Origin of the sequence: Enterovibrio sp. FF113 (assembly GCF_041439165.1) — a bacterium.
In the GTDB taxonomy this organism is placed as follows: domain Bacteria; phylum Pseudomonadota; class Gammaproteobacteria; order Enterobacterales; family Vibrionaceae; genus Enterovibrio; species Enterovibrio norvegicus_A.
On record NZ_JBGONO010000041.1, the window covers coordinates 1 to 21,602 of the forward strand.

The 21,602-nt window shown below is 47.4% G+C and carries 18 protein-coding genes and 1 tRNA gene; 11 read left to right on the plus strand and 8 right to left on the minus strand.

Annotated features, from left to right (window positions below; translation table 11 throughout):
- Positions 1 to 720: 720 nt before the first annotated feature.
- Positions 721 to 805, minus strand: a tRNA-Leu gene (locus ACED36_RS21545).
- A 182-nt stretch (positions 806 to 987) separates the two neighbouring features.
- On the opposite strand from ACED36_RS21545, the gene ACED36_RS21550 reads away from it, so the two are divergent.
- Entirely contained in the window at positions 988 to 1,464 is a 477-nt protein-coding gene (locus tag ACED36_RS21550) for an RDD family protein (RefSeq protein WP_016958935.1), read from the plus strand.
- A gap of 81 nt (positions 1,465 to 1,545) precedes the next feature.
- Here the strand turns inward: ACED36_RS21550 and lptG are convergent, their stop codons facing one another.
- Entirely contained in the window at positions 1,546 to 2,619 is a 1,074-nt protein-coding gene (gene lptG / locus ACED36_RS21555; protein ID WP_016958936.1) for an LPS export ABC transporter permease LptG, read from the minus strand.
- Positions 2,619 to 3,719, minus strand: a complete 1,101-nt coding sequence (gene lptF, locus ACED36_RS21560) for an LPS export ABC transporter permease LptF (RefSeq protein WP_016958937.1) — start codon at positions 3,717 to 3,719, stop codon at positions 2,619 to 2,621. Before lptF ends, lptG begins: the two co-directional genes overlap by 1 nt.
- Positions 3,720 to 3,912: 193 nt before the next feature.
- Between lptF and pepA the strand changes: the two genes are divergently transcribed.
- The 5 genes from pepA to ACED36_RS21585 all read left to right on the plus strand — a co-directional run bounded on the left by pepA (position 3,913) and on the right by ACED36_RS21585 (position 10,733).
- Positions 3,913 to 5,421, plus strand: a complete 1,509-nt coding sequence (gene pepA / locus ACED36_RS21565; RefSeq protein ID WP_017006774.1) for a leucyl aminopeptidase — start codon at positions 3,913 to 3,915, stop codon at positions 5,419 to 5,421.
- 142 nt (positions 5,422 to 5,563) lie between these two features.
- Positions 5,564 to 6,013 (plus strand): DNA polymerase III subunit chi, encoded by a 450-nt coding sequence (locus ACED36_RS21570; protein WP_017005127.1) that lies wholly within the window; start codon positions 5,564 to 5,566, stop codon positions 6,011 to 6,013.
- Between the two features lie 27 nt (positions 6,014 to 6,040).
- Positions 6,041 to 8,926 (plus strand): valine--tRNA ligase, encoded by a 2,886-nt coding sequence (locus ACED36_RS21575; RefSeq protein ID WP_016958940.1) that lies wholly within the window; start codon positions 6,041 to 6,043, stop codon positions 8,924 to 8,926.
- A 302-nt stretch (positions 8,927 to 9,228) separates the two neighbouring features.
- Entirely contained in the window at positions 9,229 to 9,633 is a 405-nt protein-coding gene (locus ACED36_RS21580) for a DUF2061 domain-containing protein (RefSeq protein WP_016958941.1), read from the plus strand.
- A gap of 191 nt (positions 9,634 to 9,824) precedes the next feature.
- Positions 9,825 to 10,733 (plus strand): helix-turn-helix domain-containing GNAT family N-acetyltransferase, encoded by a 909-nt coding sequence (locus tag ACED36_RS21585; protein ID WP_016958942.1) that lies wholly within the window; start codon positions 9,825 to 9,827, stop codon positions 10,731 to 10,733.
- A gap of 89 nt (positions 10,734 to 10,822) precedes the next feature.
- Here the strand turns inward: ACED36_RS21585 and rraB are convergent, their stop codons facing one another.
- Positions 10,823 to 11,230, minus strand: a complete 408-nt coding sequence (gene rraB / locus ACED36_RS21590; RefSeq protein ID WP_371733799.1) for a ribonuclease E inhibitor RraB — start codon at positions 11,228 to 11,230, stop codon at positions 10,823 to 10,825.
- A gap of 572 nt (positions 11,231 to 11,802) precedes the next feature.
- Here rraB and arcA point away from each other — a divergent pair.
- From arcA to ACED36_RS21615, 5 genes are all read left to right on the plus strand, one after another.
- Positions 11,803 to 13,023 carry an arginine deiminase gene (arcA, locus tag ACED36_RS21595; protein ID WP_371733800.1) on the plus strand — a complete coding sequence of 407 codons (1,221 nt, stop codon included), beginning with the start codon at positions 11,803 to 11,805 and terminating at the stop codon, positions 13,021 to 13,023.
- 226 nt (positions 13,024 to 13,249) lie between these two features.
- Positions 13,250 to 14,254 (plus strand): ornithine carbamoyltransferase, encoded by a 1,005-nt coding sequence (gene argF, locus ACED36_RS21600; RefSeq protein WP_371733801.1) that lies wholly within the window; start codon positions 13,250 to 13,252, stop codon positions 14,252 to 14,254.
- Between the two features lie 372 nt (positions 14,255 to 14,626).
- Complete coding sequence (gene pyrB / locus ACED36_RS21605; protein ID WP_016958946.1) at positions 14,627 to 15,556, plus strand: aspartate carbamoyltransferase; 930 nt, start codon at positions 14,627 to 14,629, stop codon at positions 15,554 to 15,556.
- A gap of 16 nt (positions 15,557 to 15,572) precedes the next feature.
- Positions 15,573 to 16,040: an aspartate carbamoyltransferase regulatory subunit gene (pyrI, locus tag ACED36_RS21610; RefSeq protein WP_016958947.1), complete on the plus strand. Its 468-nt coding sequence runs from the start codon at positions 15,573 to 15,575 to the stop codon at positions 16,038 to 16,040.
- A gap of 217 nt (positions 16,041 to 16,257) precedes the next feature.
- Positions 16,258 to 16,647, plus strand: coding sequence for a RidA family protein (locus ACED36_RS21615; RefSeq protein ID WP_016958948.1), 390 nt, complete (start codon positions 16,258 to 16,260; stop codon positions 16,645 to 16,647).
- An 87-nt stretch (positions 16,648 to 16,734) separates the two neighbouring features.
- On the opposite strand, the gene idi is transcribed toward ACED36_RS21615, so the two are convergent.
- The 4 genes from idi to ACED36_RS21635 all read right to left on the minus strand — a co-directional run.
- Positions 16,735 to 17,271, minus strand: a complete 537-nt coding sequence (gene idi / locus ACED36_RS21620) for an isopentenyl-diphosphate Delta-isomerase (protein ID WP_016958949.1) — start codon at positions 17,269 to 17,271, stop codon at positions 16,735 to 16,737.
- Positions 17,272 to 17,376: 105 nt separating this feature from the next.
- Positions 17,377 to 18,105: a 1-acylglycerol-3-phosphate O-acyltransferase gene (locus ACED36_RS21625; protein ID WP_016958950.1), complete on the minus strand. Its 729-nt coding sequence runs from the start codon at positions 18,103 to 18,105 to the stop codon at positions 17,377 to 17,379.
- Between the two features lie 219 nt (positions 18,106 to 18,324).
- Positions 18,325 to 20,604, minus strand: coding sequence for a DNA topoisomerase IV subunit A (parC, locus tag ACED36_RS21630; protein ID WP_017005130.1), 2,280 nt, complete (start codon positions 20,602 to 20,604; stop codon positions 18,325 to 18,327).
- A 26-nt stretch (positions 20,605 to 20,630) separates the two neighbouring features.
- Positions 20,631 to 21,602: toprim domain-containing protein (locus tag ACED36_RS21635; protein ID WP_371733802.1), on the minus strand; the 972-nt coding region annotated here is incomplete at its 5' end.

Here is a 21,602-nt window from a genome sequence, read left to right on the forward strand (position 1 = left end):
TACGAGTGCCCACACAGATTGTATAGGTCAAATTGTTAAAGAACGTTGACTTGGTCAGCGGCTTAACTCGCCGTGTTCCGTGTCGATGGGCCGCATTATAGAGACTTCGAACTGCTTGGCAATAGCTAATTTCAAAAAACTTAATAAAACAGGCCTAACCGTTTAAATTTGCATCATAACGGTCAAAACTGACTATTTATTACTCTATTTTCAGTTGTTTTTCATCAAGTTTTCTTTCTTGAAGCACAATAGAACCCCTTTGCTTCTTTGATATATCGTAATTGCCTGTCTTCAATATCACCTCGCACCCAGTTTTGAACGTTTGGTTCATGTAGATGTAGATGTAGATGTAGATGTAGATGTAGATGTAGATGTAGATACAGCGTAATGAGGGAATCAAGAGTAACAATGAGAACGACCACCAAATACTGTTGTTTCTCTATATATACCCAAACAACCTCAAGATGCTTGTTCAGCGAGAGTTTGTAGGCTGTCAGGCACGGCGTTGGTTTGGAAACATAGTCGCTCTACGTTGAAAATCAGCAACAAAGCATGGCGGCCAACAAAACTCGCCCTTAGGGAGCCTCTCATCTTGAGGTTGCTTGGGTATAGAGGGATTAATAGAAAGTAGAAGATGACGGTGAAACAAAGGAGGGAGAAAATTTGGAAATGCTAGAACGAAAAAAGCCTTAGTCTTTCGACTAAGGCTTTCTCGGAATTTGGTGCCCGAGGTCGGACTTGAACCGACACTCCTTTCGGAAACGGATTTTGAATCCGTCGTGTATACCAATTTCACCACTCGGGCAAGTGCGGCCAATTATACGCATGCCGAACAACGACGCAAGTACATAAATAGAAAAAAATGTTCAACCGTTTCTTTTTTCGCCATCCTGGTAAATAAACATGCAATTTGACCCATTTTTCTCCATTCACCCTTATCGATAAGGCTGTTAAACTGCACGCATTACTCATTATTAGGACAGCAACATGTCTCAATCCTCTGTTCAGTTCAGTGTGCCTAAAGGCGCGAGCTTCTTTCGTCGTATGGGCGCATGGCTTTATGACCTTCTCGTACTCGTCGCCGTTGAAATGCTTGCTATCGGCTTGGTTGTTGGTGGTTTCGCCATTGCGATGCAATTTGGGCTTTCAATAGAAGGTTACGTGGACGTGGGAGATTACCTGACTCGCAACCCTATGATCAGTCCTTTCTTTACTCTCTATGTATTTGCAATTGCTGCGGGATTTTATGGCTACTTTTGGTCTAAAGCAGGTCAGACCGTTGGAATGAAAGCATGGAAGCTTAAACTTGTGAGTGAATTTGGTGGAAACCTCACCTTCACTCAGGCGCTAATACGAATGGCGACTGCTTGTTTGGGTGCGGGTAATCTATTCACCTTATTTGATCGAAACAATCGTGCATTTCAAGATCACTTTTCAAACAGCCAAATGCTCAAGATCGACTAAGTTTCATCATATCGTTTGATATAAGAAGAGGGAGCCCATGGGCTCCCTCTTCTTATATCAAATAAATTTATCGCCTAGCATCTATAACTTTCTATTGAGTAAGTAAAGTGTCACACCGACAAACGCTAAACTGGGGGCAACGGCACCAAAGAAGGGCGGTAAGTTATAGACTAAGGTTAACGGCCCAAACACTTCATTTGATATATAGAAGGAAAAACCAAAAATAACACCGGATAGCACGCGTGCGCCCATGGTCACCGTACGTAGTGGGCCGAAAACAAAGCTCAGCGCCAACAGCATCATTACACCGATAGACAGCGGCTGCAGTACCTTTCGCCACAGAGCAAGTTCATAGCGAGTCGCATCCTGTTTCGATGCCTTCAAGTATTCGACGTAACTGTATACACCACTGAGTGATAACTCTTCTGGTTTCACCGTTACGATGGAAAGCTTCTCAGGTGTCAGCGTCGTTTTCCAGGCTAACTGATCTTCTTTGGTTTCACTGATTTTAATCGGGCCTTCAAAGTGAGTGACGGTGACATTGTTTAGCATCCAACTATCTTTATCCAGATAAGCCCCGCTATCCGCAAACACCATGCTTTTGAGTACTTGGTTGTCGTCAAACTTCCAAATATTCACGCCAGTCAGTGACTCTTTCTGATCGGTTCGTGCAATATAAATAAAATCACTGCCGTCTTTCGCCCAAACACCACTGCGAACAGACATGACGTTACCGCCTGATTTCGCGAACGTTCTCAGTTCACGTGCCGCTTTTTGGGCATCGGGTGCGCCCCACTGCCCTAATGCCAGCACCACCAGCATCAATGGCATTGCCGTTTTTAACACGGAAAGGCCAATATCTAGCTTCGAGAAACCAGAGGCTTGCATCACCACCAATTCCGAACTTGATGCCAATGAGCCAAGGCCAATCAATGCACCCAGTAATACCGCCATCGGGAAAAACATCTCAATATCGCGCGGCATGCTCAACATGACATATTGCACAGCCGTCATCATGGTGAAAACACCATCACCCACTGAGCGTAGCTGTTCAACAAACTTGATAATGGCCGAAAGCCCCACCAAGGTTGCCAAACACAACGACGTTGTCGCAATAATTGTGCGCCCAATGTAAAGGTCGAGGATCTTAAACATTAGCTGGTCCTCCTCAATCGATATCTCAACTTACGCATGGGTAATGTGTCCCAGCTAATCAGCCCAATAGCCACCAACAATGCCAGTAAGTTGATACTCCAAAGACCGATTTCAGGCCGCAGGTTTCCTTCTTCTATTGCCGATTTAGCCGCGCTTATTGCAAGGAAGTAAGTCAGATATATCAATACCGCAGGGAAAAGTTTTGCAAAGCGCCCCTGTCGAGGGTTCACCGCAGAGAGCGGCACAACGATCATTGTCATTAACGGGATACACAATACGAGAGCGATACGCCATTGCAACTCAGCCTTTGCTTGTGGCGACGACTCATTTAACAGAGCAGGCGTCGGCATGGCATCCCAATCACGTTGTTTCTGGCGAACTTCACGCTGGCCAATCAACACCTGATAATTGTCATAGTCGGTAATGGTGTAATCCAGTCGAGTTGGTAAACCTTCATACCGGACACCGGTATTTAAATCCAATACCTGACGTCCATCTGGCAGCTCAGAAACAAAACCCTTTTCGGCAACAATCACGTTTGGACGCATCGTATCGCGAGGCACAGGCTGGGCAATAAAGACGTTATGAAGATTCTGTCCACTTTCCGTGATTTCATTGACAAAGACCACTGCCTGACCATCTGGTGTGGTTTGGATTTGCCCTTGCACGAGAAGCTCAAGACCAGAATCAGATTCCAGGCTTTCCATCACCTTAATTTCTTTGTCATTCGCCCAAGGCGTCAGCCACAGTGCATTAAATGCCGCAACAGCCCCTGTCAACAACGCCAAATACAATGCCGCGTGGATCAGGAACTTGTTCCCAATCCCCGTCGCATTCATCACGGTAATCTCACTTTCAGCATAAAGACGGCCAAAAGTGATCAAAATCCCGATATAAAGGCTAAGTGGCAACATCAACATTGCCATCGATGGCATGTAAAGACCGACCAGTGTTAACACATCACTACCCGGAATTGAGCCATCTGTAGCGTTTGCCAGCACACGTATGAACTTCTGACTAAAAAAGACCAGAAAAAGCACAAACAACACAGCGAGTTGCGTTTTCACTGTCTCTCGGATCAAATACCGAACAATAATCACGGTGTTTTACCTTTAGAAAACTTGTTTTTTTACTCGAATCGCTATAGTTTTTGGGTAAATGAGTTATTTTTTAATCTTTCGGCCAAGTGTTGACCTGCTTAATTCAATTTACCTCGAACACGAAATCGAGTGCCAATAAAGCGGGCATTATCCAACATTTAGCCTCACTTGTCTTTAGGATGTAGGAGTACGCATGGAGTTCAGTGTAAAAAGCGGGAGTCCCGAGAAGCAACGTAGCGCGTGTATCGTAGTTGGTGTGTTTGAACCACGCCGTTTGTCTCCGGTGGCAGAACAACTCGATAAAATCAGCGATGGGTACATTAGTAGCCTTTTGCGCCGCGGAGATCTCGAAGGAAAGCCTGGCCAGATGCTGCTACTGCATCACGTTCCTAATGTACTTTCTGAGCGAGTGTTGTTGGTTGGTTGCGGTAAAGAGCGTGAACTCGGTGAGCGTCAATATAAAGAAATTATCAAGAACACCATCAACACGCTTAACGAAACTGGCTCAATGGAAGCGGTCTGCTTCCTGACCGAATTGCACGTAAAAGGTCGCGACACGTACTGGAAAGTTCGTCAAGCAGTAGAAAGCACCAAAGACAGCCTCTACACCTTCAATCAATTCAAGAGTGTGAAACCGGAAACCCGTCGTCCACTTCGTAAATTGGTATTCAATGTACCTACCCGTCGCGAGCTAAACCTAGGTGAGCGCGCGATTACCCATGGTCTCGCTGTTGCGTCTGGCGTTAAAGCGTGTAAAGACCTTGGCAACATGCCACCAAACGTAGCAAACCCTGCATACCTTGCCTCTCAAGCGCGCCGTTTGGCAGATGACTTCGATAAAGTCAGCACCAAGATCATCGGCGAACAAGAGATGAAAGAGCTAGGCATGACATCTTACTTAGCCGTTGGCCAAGGCTCACGTAACGAATCGATGATGTCAATCATGGAGTACAAAGGCCATCCAGACCCTGATGCCAAACCAATTATCTTGGTTGGTAAAGGTTTGACCTTTGACGCTGGCGGTATTTCTCTGAAGCCACCAGCCAGCATGGACGAAATGAAGTACGACATGTGTGGTGCAGCATCGGTATTTGGCGCAATGAAGTCGCTAGCAAAACTTGAGCTACCAATCAATGTTATTGGTGTCTTAGCAGGTTGTGAAAACATGCCAGATGGCGGCGCTTATCGTCCGGGTGACATCGTAACCACTATGTCAGGTCAAACGGTTGAAGTATTAAATACCGACGCAGAAGGCCGTTTGGTGTTATGTGACGCACTGACCTATGTTGAGCGTTATGAACCTGAGTGCGTGATTGACGTAGCCACACTAACCGGTGCTTGTATTGTTGCACTAAGTCATCACATCAGTGGCTTGTTATCCAATCACAATCCGCTAGCGCATGAAATTGTCAACGCCTCAGAGCAAGCCGGTGACCGTGCATGGCGTCTGCCAATGACCGAAGAGTATCAAGAACAGCTGAAGAGCCCATTTGCCGATATGGCCAACATTGGTTCACCTGGTGGTGGCACTATCGTTGCTGGTTGTTTCCTCTCACGCTTTGCAAAGAAATATAACTGGGCGCACCTTGATGTTGCTGGTACATCTTTTAAAGGTGGAGCCAACAAAGGGGCGACAGGTCGTCCTGTCCCATTGCTCGTCCAGTTCTTACTGAACCGCTCTGGCCTGGAGACGGTGGAGTAAAACGTCACAACATCGACAAGGAGGCTAAACAGCCTCCTTTTTTTCGTTTGTCATGTCATTAGCCAAAGAAAAGCGATGGCTTTTCAGACAAGCTAACCGCAAACTTAACCGCATTAATTCGCCGTTAAATAGAGAAACTCACATGGCATTGGCAACCTTCTATTTATTAGATGACACCCATACAGATCCCCAGCGCTGTATGGTAGAAAAAGCCGGCCAACTTTCAGCGCTTTTTAGTCAACAAGGTATGAAGGTTTACATTTCGGCGAACGATAAATCTCAAGCGGAAAGCGTCGACGAATACCTTTGGCAACAGTCACCCGATAACTTTGTCGCACACAATCTTGTGGGTGAAGGGCCGAGAGGCGGCGCGCAAGTTGAAATAGGCTGGGCAGGAGTCCGACATACCGGGCACAGAAATGTGCTGATAAATCTGTCCGAAGAAGCAGCAATTTTTGCGCCTTCCTTTGCACAAGTGGTAGACTTCGTGCCTTGCGATGAAACTCTCAAGCAACAAGCGCGAGAGCGCTACAAAATTTACAGAATGGCTGGGCGTCAAATGCGAACCCTCGCCATTGATGACATGTCCTAAATCTCACACTGATCCGTCAAGAGCGCTATGGAAAAGACATACAACCCAACATCAATTGAAAAGGCGCTGTACCAGCGCTGGGAAGAGGCTGGTTATTTTAAGCCTCATGGTGATACATCAAAAGATGCATACAGCATCATGATCCCACCACCCAATGTCACCGGCAGCCTGCACATGGGTCACGCGTTCCAAGATACCATCATGGACACCTTGATCCGTTGCGAGCGTATGAAAGGCAAAAACACCCTTTGGCAGGTAGGTACCGATCACGCAGGTATCGCCACGCAAATGGTTGTTGAGCGCAAGATCGCGGCAGAAGAAGGCAAGACTAAGCACGATTACGGTCGTGATGCCTTCATCGATAAGATCTGGGAATGGAAGAACGAATCTGGTGGCACCATCACCAAACAGCTTCGTCGCCTTGGCGCATCTGTCGATTGGGATCGTGAACGTTTCACCATGGATGACGGTTTATCAAATGCCGTTCAAGAAGTGTTCGTCCGTCTTTTCCAAGAAGATCTGATCTATCGCGGCAAGCGACTGGTTAACTGGGATCCAAAACTGCACACCGCCATTTCAGACCTAGAAGTCGAAAACAAAGACGTCAAAGGCTACATGTGGCATTTCCGTTACCCATTAGCGGATGGCGTGAAAACGGCTGATGGCAAAGACTACATTGTTGTCGCAACCACTCGTCCAGAAACTATGCTGGGTGATACGGGTGTTGCCGTTAATCCTGAAGATCCGCGTTATAAAGATCTGATCGGCAAAGAAATCATGCTTCCGATTGTTGGCCGTCGCATCCCAATCTTGGGCGATGAGCACGCAGACATGGAGAAAGGCACAGGCTGTGTGAAAATCACCCCTGCGCATGACTTCAATGACTATGAAGTCGGCAAACGCCACCAGCTGCCAATGATAAACATTTTGACCTTCAATGCTGACATCCGTGACAGCGCTGAAGTGTTTAGCACCAACGGCGAATCAAGCGACGCTTACAGCAGTGAGTTGCCAGAAGCGTACCGTGGCATGGAGCGCTTTGCCGCGCGTAAAGCCATCGTTGCTGAACTTGATAGCCTTGGCCTGCTAGAAGAAATTAAAGACCACGACCTTACCGTGCCTTACGGTGACCGTGGTGGTGTGGTTATCGAACCAATGCTGACCGACCAATGGTACGTGCGCGCAGCAACACTGGCGCAGCCAGCGGTTGAAGCCGTCGAGAATGGCGACATTCAATTCGTGCCTAAGCAATACGAAAACATGTACTTCTCTTGGATGCGTGACATTCAAGATTGGTGTATCTCTCGCCAGCTTTGGTGGGGACACCGCATTCCTGCATGGTATGACAACGACGGTAACGTCTATGTTGGCCGCAGCGAAGAAGAAGTGCGTGAGCAAAATAACCTTGCACCCGTGGTTGTGCTTCGCCAAGACGACGATGTGCTTGATACCTGGTTCTCATCTGCATTGTGGACGTTTGGTACACAAGGTTGGCCTGAGCAAACCCCTGATCTAAAAACCTTCCACCCGTCTGACGTGTTGGTAACAGGTTTCGACATCATCTTTTTCTGGGTTGCTCGCATGATCATGATGACCATGCACTTCTGTAAAGATGAAGATGGCAAAGCGCAAGTGCCATTCAAAACCGTTTATGTCACCGGTCTTATCCGTGATGAAAACGGCGATAAGATGTCGAAATCAAAGGGTAACGTCCTTGACCCTATCGACATGATTGATGGTATCGGTCTTGAAGAGTTAGTTGAAAAGCGTTGTGGCAACATGATGCAGCCTCAACTTGCTGCCAAGATTGAAAAGAACACGCGCAAAGCCTTTGAAGGCGGCATTGAACCTTACGGTACAGATGCACTGCGTTTCACCCTAGCAGCCATGGCATCAACAGGCCGTGACATCAACTGGGACATGAAGCGCCTTGAAGGTTACCGTAACTTCTGTAACAAGCTATGGAACGCAAGCCGTTACGTGCTGATGAATGCAGAAGACCAAGATTGCGGAACCTCTTTGTCTAAAGAGCAGCGCGCTGCGATGGAATTCTCACTGGCAGACAAATGGATTGAGTCTCAATTCCAACTGGCAGCGAAAGATTTCAACGCACACATCGAGAACTTCCGTCTGGATATGGCAGCCAACACGCTGTACGAATTCATCTGGAACCAATTCTGTGACTGGTACCTAGAACTGACCAAACCTGTTCTTTGGAAAGGCACAGAAGCGCAACAGCAAGCGACGCGCTTCACACTGATCACTGTGCTTGAGAAGACATTACGTCTTGCTCACCCAGTACTGCCATATATCACCGAGTCTATTTGGCAGAGCGTTAAGCCATTGGTTGAAGGTATTGATGCAGCTAACTTTGATGAAACCATTATGCTGCAAGCATTGCCGCAGTATGATGAGGCACAGTTTGATGCAGATGCCTTGGCAGACATTGAGTGGGTGAAAGCCTTCATCACCTCAATTCGTAACCTCCGTGCAGAATATGATATTGCGCCAAGCAAACCGTTGGATGTCATGCTGAAAGCCGCCGATGATAAAGACATCGCGCGCGTGGAAGCAAACAAACAAGTACTGATGTCTCTCGCTAAGCTTGAAGACATTCGTGTACTGACATCAGGTGAAGAAACCCCAGCATGTGCGACAGCACTTGTGGGTAAATCTACCCTAATGATCCCAATGGCAGGCCTCATCGATAAAGATGAAGAGCTAGCGCGTCTAGATAAAGAAATTGCCAAGACACAAGGCGAAATCAAACGTATCTCTGGCAAGCTGAGCAATCAAGGTTTCGTGGCTAAAGCGCCAGAAGCGGTTGTTGAAGCAGAGCGTGCGAAACTAGACGGTTACCACGAAACACTGGTGAAACTGGAAGAACAGAAAGCGATCATCGCTGCGCTGTAATTCAACGCTTCAAACGGTTTAACCAATAAAAGGCTGACGAGTAATCGTCAGCCTTTTTTGCATTTCAATATTCGAGATTCGGTAAACAATTCTCACCCAATCAACGTCCATATCCCGTATAGCATCAGATAAAGATAACCCTGCTCTAGTGATTTGTTTCTTTGATTGATTTTCGCCTCGGTTCTTTACATATCGCCAATCAATAGGTTCAACCTATCAAAATAATTCACAGAAAACCCATTTACAAATGAGAATTATTTGCAATAATAGATCTGTACCCATGAGGGATCTGAGGACCTATTATGAAAAAGACCATGAGCTTTGCTGTCATTCACTTTACTGTTGCGTTTACTGTCGCTTACATCCTGACAGGCGATATTCTGATTGGTAGCTTGATTGCGATGATCGAGCCCATGGTCAATACGGTTGCTTTTTACTTCCATGAAAAAGCTTGGGACAGCAAGCGCTTAAAGCGCACCATGAAAAATAACCCTGGCCGTAAAACAGCAAGCTTTGCAGTGATTCATTTCAGTGTCGCGTTTGGTGTGGTGTACGTGCTAACAGGCGATATCTTGATTGGTAGCGTGATGGCGATGATCGAGCCTTGTATCAATACCATGGCGTATTACCTTCACGAGCGTGTTTGGCAGAAAAAAGAAGCGTTTCGTATGATGCAATGTCGCCACAATCACTCTGTCACCGCATAACACCTCATCAAAAATAACAGAGCAGCTAAGGCTGCTCTCTTTGTCACTGATACCCCCTAACGTCTCTTCCCTTTTCAGTTTGTTGAATCAACGCAGTCATTTTTATTTTGGTTAAAAATACTAATGCCTTACTCTGTATGACGTAAGGCATTTGCGATTCATCGCGAGACACCGACGTTAATGGAGACACTATGCACTCAGGTCCTGTGGAAATTCGATCTTTAGTCCGACAGCTGCTCAGACATCGTGGGCTATTAGATAATATTTATGGCACCGCAGGCCTGACGACAGTGCAATGTCATGTTCTGATCGAGCTTGAGCAAGGTGCATTAAGCGCAGAAGAATTAGCAACACGACTCAACATTGACGTGATCAACGCTAACCGCACCCTCGCTATCTTGATTAATAATGACACCGTGGCCTATCAAGTCGATGCCAGAAATGCACAACCGCGTTATCTGCTAAGCGACTTTGGACACGATCGGCTCAACCAGCACCATGTCGGCATCAATCAAGAAATCGCCTTGTACCTTGAGCAGCTAGATCTCGATGAAATCGAAAATCTCTCCCGCTCATTGCATCGCTACAACCGAGCAATGGAACAGAGCGAGCATCAAAAGGGCTTCACCTTACGCCCACTAGAGCCTGCTGATAACGCAGCCATCGCCGCAGTTATTCGTAAAGTATCGACAGAATATGGGCTAACAGAAGATAAGGGTTACAGCGTGGCCGACCCAGCGCTCGATTCGCTCAGTGAATGCTACCAAGCAGATAATGCCGCATATTGGGTCGTTGAACATAAAGGGAAGATCTTGGGTGGCGGCGGCATTGCACCATTGGAGGGAGAGGCATCGCTGTGTGAACTACAGAAAATGTATTTTCGTCCCGAGCTGCGAGGCAAAGGTTTTGCCCGTCGTATTGCCGCAATGGCGATGAAATTCGCCCGTGAAAAAGGCTATACCGGTTGCTATCTCGAAACCACAGCCTGTTTAAAAGAAGCGATTCATCTTTATGAATCTCTTGGTTTTAAACACCTAGATAAACCCTTGGGGAAAACCGGACATGGTGACTGTGAAGTTGTGATGCTGAAAACCTTTTAAGTGGGTAGTGATAATCTCCAATCACGGATCAGCGCGCACAAAAAAGCCGGACGAATCCGGCTTTTTCCGTTTTGTCAGAGAGAACGCGATTATTTCGCGTCTTCCTCTTCTTCCAAGTCACCTTCTTCTTCGTCGTCTTCTTCATCAGACTCAAAGTAAGTGCCCCAGCCGTCGTAATCGATCTTATGTTTTTCAGCCAATGCCGCTAGTTTCTCAACCTGCTCATCGATGCGTTCTGCATCAAGGGCTGATTCCATCACAGCATCAAAGCAAATAACCGTCGAGCCATCATCTAGTTCAAGTTCTTCTGCATCTAGCACTTCAAAACCTAGTTTGAACGCCTCAACCGCTGCACCTTCCAGCTCAGCAAAACTGTCAGCAGACAGGTGATGCTCGATGGTATAAAGCGCATCTGGATCGCTACCATCATCTAGCAGCGCAGCAATGATTTCGCGGGTTTCCGCTTTTTGTTCTTCAATAATGTCAGCGTAAGACATTGGATAACTCCAGACTGAAATAATAACCGAAGCACTATCGCATGGATTGGCTTGGTTTGCCACGTCCAATTGATAGCGCATGAAGACGCAGTATGACTGCGTTTATCGCTAAAAAGCTCGCATTGAATGCATGTTAATTAAAAGTAAAATTGACCTTAACCAACAAGGTTGTCATTATTTGAGAACAGGGAAATAACAACACAAGATGCTACACATACTTAGGTTTTGCCTCATCTTGCGCCAAGAAAACCCTAAATTATGGAATAGTGTGCATTTATATCGCATAGATAAGCACAAATGAGCGCATGCACTGGCAGGTCAAGCACGAGATACCGCTGACTCGGCAAGCCGAAGTGCTGCTGTTGAGATAAATGGATTTACGACACGTTTTCAGGCGTCTTTGCTAGCAAACGCCCCTGTTACAGAATTCTGTCGCTTAATCTCCATGTTTTCCCGCCATTCCGGACAAAATGATCGCGTTTAAATCCACTATTCTGACTCCAGATCAGTGGCTTCGATTCGCATATTTTGCCAACTGGCGGAGCTAATAATAATTCAAGAGAGAAACGATCATGAGTCAGTTATATGTGGGTTCTGAAGTCGGACAATTGAAACGTGTGCTGCTGCATAGACCAGAGCGAGCCCTCAACCACCTCACTCCTTCAAATTACAAAGATCTGCTGTTTGATGATGTTTTGGCCGTCGAACGTGCCGGGGAAGAGCATGATCAGTTTGCACAAACATTACGAGATCAAAACGCAGAAGTCTTACTGCTGCACGATCTGCTGGCAGAGACCTTAGCCATACCAGAGGCTAAAACTTGGCTTCTCGATGTGCAGGTTGGTGAATACCGCTTGGGCTACCAATTTGCAGGGGACGTACGCACGTACCTTAACGAGTTAAGCCATGAAGAGTTGGCACACATTCTTCTCGGTGGTTTGAGCTATATCGACTTCCCTCTTCAGTCGTCCTCTATGATGCAGGCAATGCATGAGCGCACTGATTTCATTATCGACCCATTGCCGAACCACCTGTTTACCCGTGACACGTCTTGCTGGATATACGGTGGTGTATCGCTCAACCCAATGGCGAAACCTGCTCGTCAGCGCGAAACCAATCATCTCCGTGCCATTTACCGTTGGCACCCGATATTTGCGGGCAGTGACTTCCTCACTTACCTAGGGGCAGAGCAGCGCGACTACGACAACGCCATGGTTGAAGGTGGTGATGTGCTTGTAATCGGTAATGGGGCAGTGTTAGTCGGCATGTCTGAGCGCACCACACCACAAGGTGTTGAGGCGTTGGCAAAAAGCCTATTTGAACAAGGTCAGGCCAAAGAAGTTATCGCCATTAACTTACCTAAACATCGTTCTTGCATGCACTTAGACACTGTCATGACCCACATGGATATTGATACCTTCTCAGTCTATCCGCAGGTCATGCGCAAAGATCTGCAATCTTGGCGATTAACCAACAAAGGCAATGGAGACGTCGACGTGAAAGAAGCCGATTACTTCCTTCATGCCATTGAGAAAGCACTTGATATCCCGCAACTCAATATCATCACCACGGGTGGTGACAGTTTTGAAGCCGAGCGTGAGCAATGGAATGACGCGAATAATGTCCTCACCGTACGCCCTGGCGTCGTTGTTGGTTACGAAGGCAACGTGTATACCAACGAAAAATACGACAAAGCAGGGATTACCGTGCTGCCTATTCCCGGCGATCAGCTTGGACGCGGACGCGGTGGCGCGCGCTGCATGAGCTGCCCTATCGAACGCGAAGGGCTATAACTCCCGGCTTATTCCACACTCCTGAATCGATGAAGGCCGCTGTAAAGTGGCCGCTTTTTTTATTCCCTACGCCTCTCTATTTTAATGAATGCCGATCCATTGCATATAATTATTTATTCACGGGGGTTGCATTCCTACTCACGTTTAAGTGAAAATCGTGATTATTATCATAGTGGACCATGATTCTGCTATTCAGTTGTACACGGGATTTTGAAGGGAACTCATTATGGCTTTTAATCTTCGTCACCGGAATTTTCTCAAGCTGTTGGATTTCACGCCTCGCGAGATTGAACACCTGCTTTCTTTGTCTGCCGAGCTTAAAAAAGCCAAATATAATGGCTACGAACAGCCACGTTTGAAAGGCAAGAATATTGCCCTGATCTTTGAAAAGGCCTCCACCCGTACACGCTGTGCATTCGAAGTGGCCGCGTTCGATCAAGGCGCACAAGTCTCGTACCTTGGCCCATCAGGTTCGCAGATTGGCCATAAAGAATCGATGAAAGACACGGCACGCGTGCTGGGTAGAATGTACGACGGCATTCAGTACCGCGGTTTTGGACAAGAGATTGTTGAAGAACTCGGTAAATATGCAGGTGTGCCTGTTTGGAATGGCCTGACGGATGAGTTCCATCCAACACAAATCCTCGCTGATTTTCTCACCATGCAAGAGCATGGTCGTGGCAAACAATTGCATGAAATCAAATTTGCCTATCTGGGCGATGCGCGCAATAACATGGGTAACTCGCTCATGGTGGGCGCAGCAAAAATGGGCATGGATATTCGTTTGGTTGCGCCGAAACAATTTTGGCCAGAAGCCAGCCTCGTTGAACAATGCAAAGCCATTGCAAAAACAACTGGCGCGCAAATCACCTTGACCGAAAACGTTGAAGAAGGCGTGAAAGGGTGTGATTTTCTCTACACCGATGTTTGGGTGTCGATGGGCGAATCAAAAGAAGCATGGGATGAACGTGTCGCGCTGATGACGCCATACCAAGTCAACATGAACGTCATCAACGCCACGGGCAATCCGCATGTGAAGTTTATGCATTGCCTGCCCGCTTTCCACAACGATGAAACCACCATCGGCGCAGAAATCGCTGAAAAATACGACATGAATGGTCTCGAAGTCACTGAAGATGTGTTTGAGTCCGACTATTCCATCGTGTTTGATGAAGCAGAAAACCGCATGCACACCATTAAAGCAGTGTTAGTGGCCACGCTGGGCAACTAACCGTTTCCCCCTGACTACCGCTGTGTGATACAGCGGTTTGTTATCTTGTCAGACACGCGCCGCTGCGATCCCCTTTGCCCTCATGACTCTCTCAGGTTTATTCTACGAGTCTTGCGCCCTCACAAAATGGGCGTATAATTCTTCGCAATTTGTCAGAAAAATGAATCGAAATGCCACACTTAGCGACACAATCAACGGCTAAACAGTGCCCTAAAGTGGCAATGGCATCCTATTTCGTTTTTCATGTATTGATAAAAAAAGCCTCCTGATCGGGAGGCTTTTTTTTAACCAAAATGTACCACCGATAGCCATCATGAACTGGGTTTACACCAAGCTCAGACGTGATGAGCAACCACAGAGGGAAGAAAAGACATGGCGACCTCGCTGTACAACAAACACATTATCTCCATCCCGGAGTTGTCCCGCGAAGAATTGGAATTGATCGTCGATACGGCCGGCAAACTGAAAGCTGAGCCAAACCCGACCTTGTTGAAAAATAAAGTTGTCGCCAGTTGCTTCTTTGAAGCTTCCACACGCACGCGCCTATCGTTTGAAACGGCTGTTCAGCGTCTTGGCGGGACTGTAATAGGTTTTCCTGATGCAGGGAATACGTCATCAGGCAAAAAAGGGGAAACCCTGTCTGATTCCGTGCAGGTCATTTCTTCTTATGTTGATGCTTTCGTTATGCGTCACCCTAAAGAAGGCGCTGCACGTCTGGCATCAGAGTTTTCTAAAGGCGTGCCAGTGATTAATGGCGGAGATGGCGCAAACCAACACCCGACTCAGACACTGCTCGATCTATTCAGCATTTTCGAAACCCAAGGTCGTTTGGATAACCTGAGCATTGCCATGGTTGGAGACCTGAAATACGGCCGTACCGTCCATTCCCTGACGCAGGCACTCTCTAAGTTCGACAACAATCGCTTCTACTTCATTGCACCAGATGCTCTGGCGATGCCCGATTATCTTCTGGAAGAATTAGACGAAACAGGGATCCCTTACAGCTTGCACAGCAGTATCGAAGATGTGGTGCCAGAGCTCGATATTCTTTATATGACTCGTGTTCAAAAAGAGCGTTTTGACGAATCTGAATATGCGCACATTAAAGCGGCATTTATTCTCGACACACCCGCACTTGAGCATGCTCGTGAGAACCTGAAAGTGCTTCACCCGCTTCCACGCGTGGATGAAATTACTGTCGCTGTTGATAAAACGCCTTATGCGTATTACTTCCAGCAGGCAGAAAATGGCGTCTATGCACGTCAGGCGCTATTAGCACTGGTTATGAACGAAGAGATTTAAGGCAGGAGCAAAGGTCATGGTAAAACAAAATAAACTGCAGGTTGAAGCCATCAAGAACGGAACGGTTATCGACCACATTCCTGCCAACGTCGGTTTTAAAGTGATGAAACTGTTCAAGCTGCACAAGAGCAACGAACGCGTCACTGTCGGCCTGAATCTGCCTTCATCTGCATTGGGTGCAAAAGACATTATTAAGATTGAAAATATCTTTGTCAGCGAAGAGCAAGCGCAGCAATTGGCACTGTACGCACCTAACGCTACTGTGAATCAAATTGAGAACTATGAAGTGGTGGCTAAGCTTCCACTCACGCTACCTCTGGATATTCTTGGTGTGTTCAGTTGCCCAAATACGAACTGTATTACGCACGATGAAAGCGCAGTAGAAACTAGCTTTAACGTCATTAACAAAGCCGATGACATCCATCTGAAGTGCAAATATTGCGAGAAAGTATTCTCACGCGAAATCATGACCGAGAATCACTGATAACGACTCGCCAACAGCATTAAAGCACGAAATAAACTGACTCGACTGCGCCGTGAGTCAGGCCGACGGAAATCGTCGGCTTTTTCTTGCGCTTGATGCGAACAAGAAACGACAACACACCTAAAATGTGATTTAGCAGGTTTACCTAATCGCTGCCAAGATGCAGACTAGGCGCCTACCCTGTTTCCGTACCCAATGTTTAATTAAGGATAGGTAAATGACTAAAGTGCTTCACACTGAACACGCGCCAGCAGCGATCGGTCCATACATTCAAGGTGTTGATCTTGGCAACATGGTACTGACCTCAGGCCAGATCCCAGTTAACCCAGTCACCGGTGAAGTATCTCCCGATATTGCTGTTCAGGCACGTCAGTCACTGGAAAATGTGAAAGCGGTTGTTGAGTCATCAGGCCTGAAAGTAGGCGATATCGTAAAAATGACTGTGTTCGTTAAAGATCTTAACGATTTCGGTACAGTGAACGATGTCTACGGTAAGTTCTTTGATGAGCACAATGTAGAACACTACCCAGCGCGTTCTTGCGTGGAAGTGGCTCGCCTGCCAAAAGATGTCGGTATCGAAATCGAAGCCATTGCGGTACGTAAGTAATTATTACGCCCGAAATTGACAGCGATAGAACGAAAAAAGCGGCGTGAATACGCCGCTTTTTATTTGTCTGTCACACCGTGTCTACGCTTACGCTGTTAGCTGCTTTTCAACATGGTCGACAACCTGAGAGAACCATGCCGTAAATCGCTCAGGCGTATCACGCATCGCACCAAGCATTTCGGCCTCTGGCCACCAATGCCAATCCATCACTTCATCAGGATTAGGCACAAGCGCCACGTCATCCGCTTTGCATACAATAATTTGGTCCAGCTCATGCTCAGTCAAATGGTTATCAAGTTCCGCGCGATAGCAAAATGTTACACCCATTTGAAACGCTAGCGGCGCAACAATCCCCAATTCTTCATTCAGGCGACGTGCAGCGGCAGCATCAAAAGATTCACCCTGCATGGGATGGGAGCAACACGTGTTAGTCCATAAACCGCCACTGTGATATTTGCTCTGAGCACGTTGCTGCAGCAAATACTCGCGCCCTTGCAACGTGTCGCGATAGATCATCACAGAAAAAGCCAAGTGCAGCAGACCCTGCTGATGCGCTGCCATTTTGTCAGCGAGCCCAATCGGCTCGCCGCTTTCCGTTACTAGAACAACCCAATCTTTCCGCATATCTGTTCTACTACTCTCAAAAACACCTGCAGTTATAAACACAAAAGGATACGCATCTGCGTATCCTTTTGTTCAACTTGTTTAGCCTTGAGCTTAAATGAAAGTTTATGACTTCTTGTTCAACTCGGCCACTTCTGCGTCAAGTTGCGCCAATTTTTCAGCCATCACATCATGGCAACGAGAAGCCAGTTCACGCACCTGCTCTTTGGTTAAGCCTTCAGTAGAGATAGGATCCATCACCTCCACAATCACGTGGCCGTTATCACCGCGCGATACGCTAAGATCACGGGTTGAGCTACACACGATAGGAACAATCGGCACACCAGCACCAATGGCTGCGTGAAACGCACCCGTTTTGAATGGCAGAAGTCCACGACCACGAGATCGTGTTCCTTCAGGGAACAACCAAACAGAAACATTATTCTCTTTGATTTTATCTACGACCTGACCAATCGTGCCCATCGCTTTACTGCGATTGTTACGATCAATCAAAATATTGCCGGTTAACCAATAAATGAGACCAAAAATAGGAATGTAGGTAAGGCTTTTCTTACCAACCGTCACCGCACCAGGGCGCACAGCGTTAGAAACCGTCACCAAATCCCAAGTATTCTGGTGATTGGCAATATACACACAAGTTCCTACGTCTTTTGAAGCCTCAGTCTGACGCAAGTCCAGTTTAATACCAAAAATGCTTGAAAGCCTGCCGAACCAGCGACCAATCGTATAAACATTCTTTGGATTTCTTGGACTTAGCAGGCAGTAACCACAACCGAAAACAAAGATGACAATCGCAAACAAGGCAATAGCCAACAGTCGTAGTATAAAGTACATTTTTCTCTCCTAATGCCTGACACCCGCAATCGGGGTAAGGAAAACGTCCCTGTGAGTAATACCCAACTCGCGTTGGCATTACAGCGTACAGGTGTGCGCTAAAACTCAATGGCGACTAGTATACGTATCCAACGACAAAATTCACCCATCGATCGGTCAATCATCGCCAAGCTGATAAAAAAACCCTCCTTCCGGAGGGTTTCGATTTTGATTTCGTGACTACGCTTCCGGTGTTTCTGATGGCTCAGCATCATTCGGTGATGCAATCTCTATCGTGGTAACGCGTTGTAATCCACGAGGCAGCATTGCTCCACGTCGTCCACGCTCTCCGCGGAAGTTATCAATGTCAGAAGGCTTGAGCGAAAGCTTACGCTTGCCGGCATGCAGAGTCACGGTAGCACCACTTGGTACCACGAATAACTGAGCAAGCAACTCTTCACGCGCTTTGGCGCGTGCAGCAGGGATATTAATGATCTTATTCCCTTTGCCTTTGCCCAACTGCGGCAACTCTTTCACCGGGAAGACCAACATACGGCCTTCGTTAGTGATAGCAATAATGTCGTCGTGATCGAGATCGCCCACTTTTTGAGGAGGCATTACTTCCGCAGCCTGGGGCAAACTGAGCAATGCTTTACCACTGCGGTTCTTCGACAGCAGATCATCATGCTTACACACAAAACCATAACCTGCGTCTGATGCCATCAGCACCACATTCTCGTTCTCGCCCATCAGTACATGACGGATTGTCGTGCCTGCAGTAACATTCAGGCGACCGGTAATAGGCTCACCTTGGCTACGTGCAGACGGCAAGCTGTGCGATTCAAGCGCATAGCTTCGACCATCCGTACCAATGAATACGACAGGTTGACTGCTCTTACCGCGTGCGGCAGCAAGGAAGCTATCACCAGATTTATAACTCAATGTGGTTGCATCTACATCATGCCCTTTGGCATGACGGATCCAACCTTTGTCTGACAGCACAACAGTGATCGGCTCGCTTGGGATCAGATCACGCTCTGTCATGGCTTTTGCTTCTTCGCGCTCAACCAATGGCGAGCGACGATCATCACCGTACTTTTCAGCATCGGCCATGATCTCTTTTTTCATCAGCGTGTTCATACGACGCTCAGAACCCAATAACTTCTCTAAGTGATCACGTTCTTTATTCAGCTCGTCTTGCTCACCGCGGATCTTAATCTCTTCCAGTTTGGCTAACTGGCGAAGTTTGATTTCAAGAATGGCTTCCGCTTGCGTCTCGCTAAGCTCAAAGCGCTGCATCAGCACATTTTTAGGCTTATCTTCGGTGCGGATGATCTCAATGACTTCATCAATGTTGAGATACGCTGCCAACAAACCATCAAGGATATGCAGGCGAGCCAATACTTTGTCTAAACGGAATTGCAGGCGACGGCGAACCGTCTCACGACGGAACACAAGCCATTCAGTCAGAATATGCAGCAGGCCTTTCACCTGTGGACGACCATCAAGGCCGATCATATTCATGTTCGCACGGTAGCTGCGCTCAAGGTCGGTAGAAGCAAACAGGTGATTCATCAGCTGATCGCAATCAACACGATTCGAACGTGGCACGATCACAATGCGAGTTGGGTTCTCGTGATCAGATTCATCACGAAGATCTTCCACCATTGGCAGTTTCTTCGCGCGCATTTGGTTGGCAATTTGCTCAAGCAACTTGGCACCAGACACCTGATGAGGCAATGCCGAAATGACGATGTCGCCATTTTCTTTATGCCAAACAGCACGCATTCTGACCGAACCTTTACCACTGCGATAAAGCTTTTTCAGCTCCACATTCGGGGTAATGATTTCAGCTTCAGTTGGATAGTCTGGCCCTTTAACATGTTCCAGAATGCCATCCAGATCGAGCTGAGGCGTATCAATCAATGCCACCAGCGCATTCGCCACTTCACGGGCATTGTGTGGGGGAATGTCTGTCGCCATACCCACCGCAATGCCCGTCACACCATTCAACAGAATGTGTGGCAAGCGCGCAGGCATGGTTTTTGGCTCTTTCATGGTGCCATCGAAGTTCGGCTGCCAATCAACAGTGCCTTGGCTGATTTCGCTCAACAACACTTCAGAGAATCGAGACAAGCGCGATTCTGTGTAACGCATTGCTGCAAAGGATTTTGGATCATCCGGCGCACCCCAGTTGCCCTGACCATCCACCAAGGGATAACGGTAGGAGAACGGTTGAGCCATCAATACCATGGCCTCATAACACGCTGAATCGCCGTGTGGGTGGTACTTACCTAACACGTCACCCACAGTACGGGCGGATTTTTTATATTTTGCTGTAGCCGACAGGCCCAGTTCCGACATTGCATAGATAATGCGGCGCTGTACTGGCTTTAGACCGTCACCGATAAACGGGAGTGCGCGGTCCATGATGACGTACATCGAGTAGTTGAGGTATGCATCCTCAGTGAACTTCCTAAGAGGAAGCTGCTCGACACCATCATAAGTGATATCAGTCATTGAAAACGTCCGATCTTAAAATCAAATTAAATGTCTGCCAACTCGGCCATATCGCCTTTTTCTTGCAGCCAATGGCGGCGATCTTCAGCGCGTTTCTTGCCTAGCAGCATATCCATCATGCGATCCGTTTCTTCTTGATCGTCTATGGTGAGCTGCACCAAACGACGAGTATTAGGATCCATGGTGGTTTCGCGAAGCTGCAATGGGTTCATCTCACCCAGACCTTTGAATCGCTGAACATCAATTTTTGCGCGCTTTTTACTTAAGCTTTCTAAAATGCCCTTTTTCTCTGCATCATCGAGGGCATAGAACACTTCTTTACCACAGTCGATACGATACAAAGGCGGCATCGCCACGTAAACGTGTCCGGCTTTTACTAGCGCATGGAAATGTTTAACAAACAACGCACACAGCAAAGTCGCAATGTGAAGACCATCCGAGTCCGCATCCGCGAGGATACACACTTTGCCGTAACGCAGGCTGGTCAGATCTTCGCTGTCAGGATCAATACCCAACGCCACTGAAATATCGTGAACTTCTTGTGATGCCAACACTTGGTCAGCAGACACTTCCCACGTATTTAGGATCTTACCGCGCAATGGCATGATCGCCTGAAATTCACGATCGCGGGCTTGTTTCGCTGAACCACCTGCCGAGTCACCCTCGACAAGGAAAAGTTCTGTACGTGCCAAATCTTGCATCGAGCAATCGGTCAGCTTACCCGGCAATGCAGGGCCAGAAGCCACCTTCTTACGCACGACTTTCTTGGCTGCGCGCATACGTTTGTGTGCGTTCGCAATACAAACTTCGGCTAACTGCTCTGCCAGTTGAGGGCGCTCATTGAGCCAAAGGCTGAATGAATCTTTCACCACACCAGAAACAAACGCGGCACATTGGCGCGACGACAAACGTTCTTTGGTTTGGCCAGCAAACTGCGGGTCCTGCATCTTCACCGAAAGCACATAGGCACAGCGCTCCCAGATATCGTCAGCCGTCAG

Excerpts from the sequence above, each read along its gene's own strand:
- ACED36_RS21550 (WP_016958935.1), top strand. The coding sequence starts at position 988 with ATGTCTCAATCCTCTGTTCAGTTCAGTGTGCCTAAAGGCGCGAGCTTC.
- lptG (WP_016958936.1), bottom strand. The coding sequence starts at position 2,619 with ATGTTTAAGATCCTCGACCTTTACATTGGGCGCACAATTATTGCGACA.
- pepA (WP_017006774.1), top strand. The coding sequence starts at position 3,913 with ATGGAGTTCAGTGTAAAAAGCGGGAGTCCCGAGAAGCAACGTAGCGCG.
- ACED36_RS21570 (WP_017005127.1), top strand. The coding sequence starts at position 5,564 with ATGGCATTGGCAACCTTCTATTTATTAGATGACACCCATACAGATCCC.
- ACED36_RS21575 (WP_016958940.1), top strand. The coding sequence starts at position 6,041 with ATGGAAAAGACATACAACCCAACATCAATTGAAAAGGCGCTGTACCAG.
- ACED36_RS21580 (WP_016958941.1), top strand. The coding sequence starts at position 9,229 with ATGAAAAAGACCATGAGCTTTGCTGTCATTCACTTTACTGTTGCGTTT.
- ACED36_RS21585 (WP_016958942.1), top strand. The coding sequence starts at position 9,825 with ATGCACTCAGGTCCTGTGGAAATTCGATCTTTAGTCCGACAGCTGCTC.
- rraB (WP_371733799.1), bottom strand. The coding sequence starts at position 11,230 with ATGTCTTACGCTGACATTATTGAAGAACAAAAAGCGGAAACCCGCGAA.
- arcA (WP_371733800.1), top strand. The coding sequence starts at position 11,803 with ATGAGTCAGTTATATGTGGGTTCTGAAGTCGGACAATTGAAACGTGTG.
- argF (WP_371733801.1), top strand. The coding sequence starts at position 13,250 with ATGGCTTTTAATCTTCGTCACCGGAATTTTCTCAAGCTGTTGGATTTC.
- pyrB (WP_016958946.1), top strand. The coding sequence starts at position 14,627 with ATGGCGACCTCGCTGTACAACAAACACATTATCTCCATCCCGGAGTTG.
- pyrI (WP_016958947.1), top strand. The coding sequence starts at position 15,573 with ATGGTAAAACAAAATAAACTGCAGGTTGAAGCCATCAAGAACGGAACG.
- ACED36_RS21615 (WP_016958948.1), top strand. The coding sequence starts at position 16,258 with ATGACTAAAGTGCTTCACACTGAACACGCGCCAGCAGCGATCGGTCCA.
- idi (WP_016958949.1), bottom strand. The coding sequence starts at position 17,271 with ATGCGGAAAGATTGGGTTGTTCTAGTAACGGAAAGCGGCGAGCCGATT.
- ACED36_RS21625 (WP_016958950.1), bottom strand. The coding sequence starts at position 18,105 with ATGTACTTTATACTACGACTGTTGGCTATTGCCTTGTTTGCGATTGTC.
- parC (WP_017005130.1), bottom strand. The coding sequence starts at position 20,604 with ATGACTGATATCACTTATGATGGTGTCGAGCAGCTTCCTCTTAGGAAG.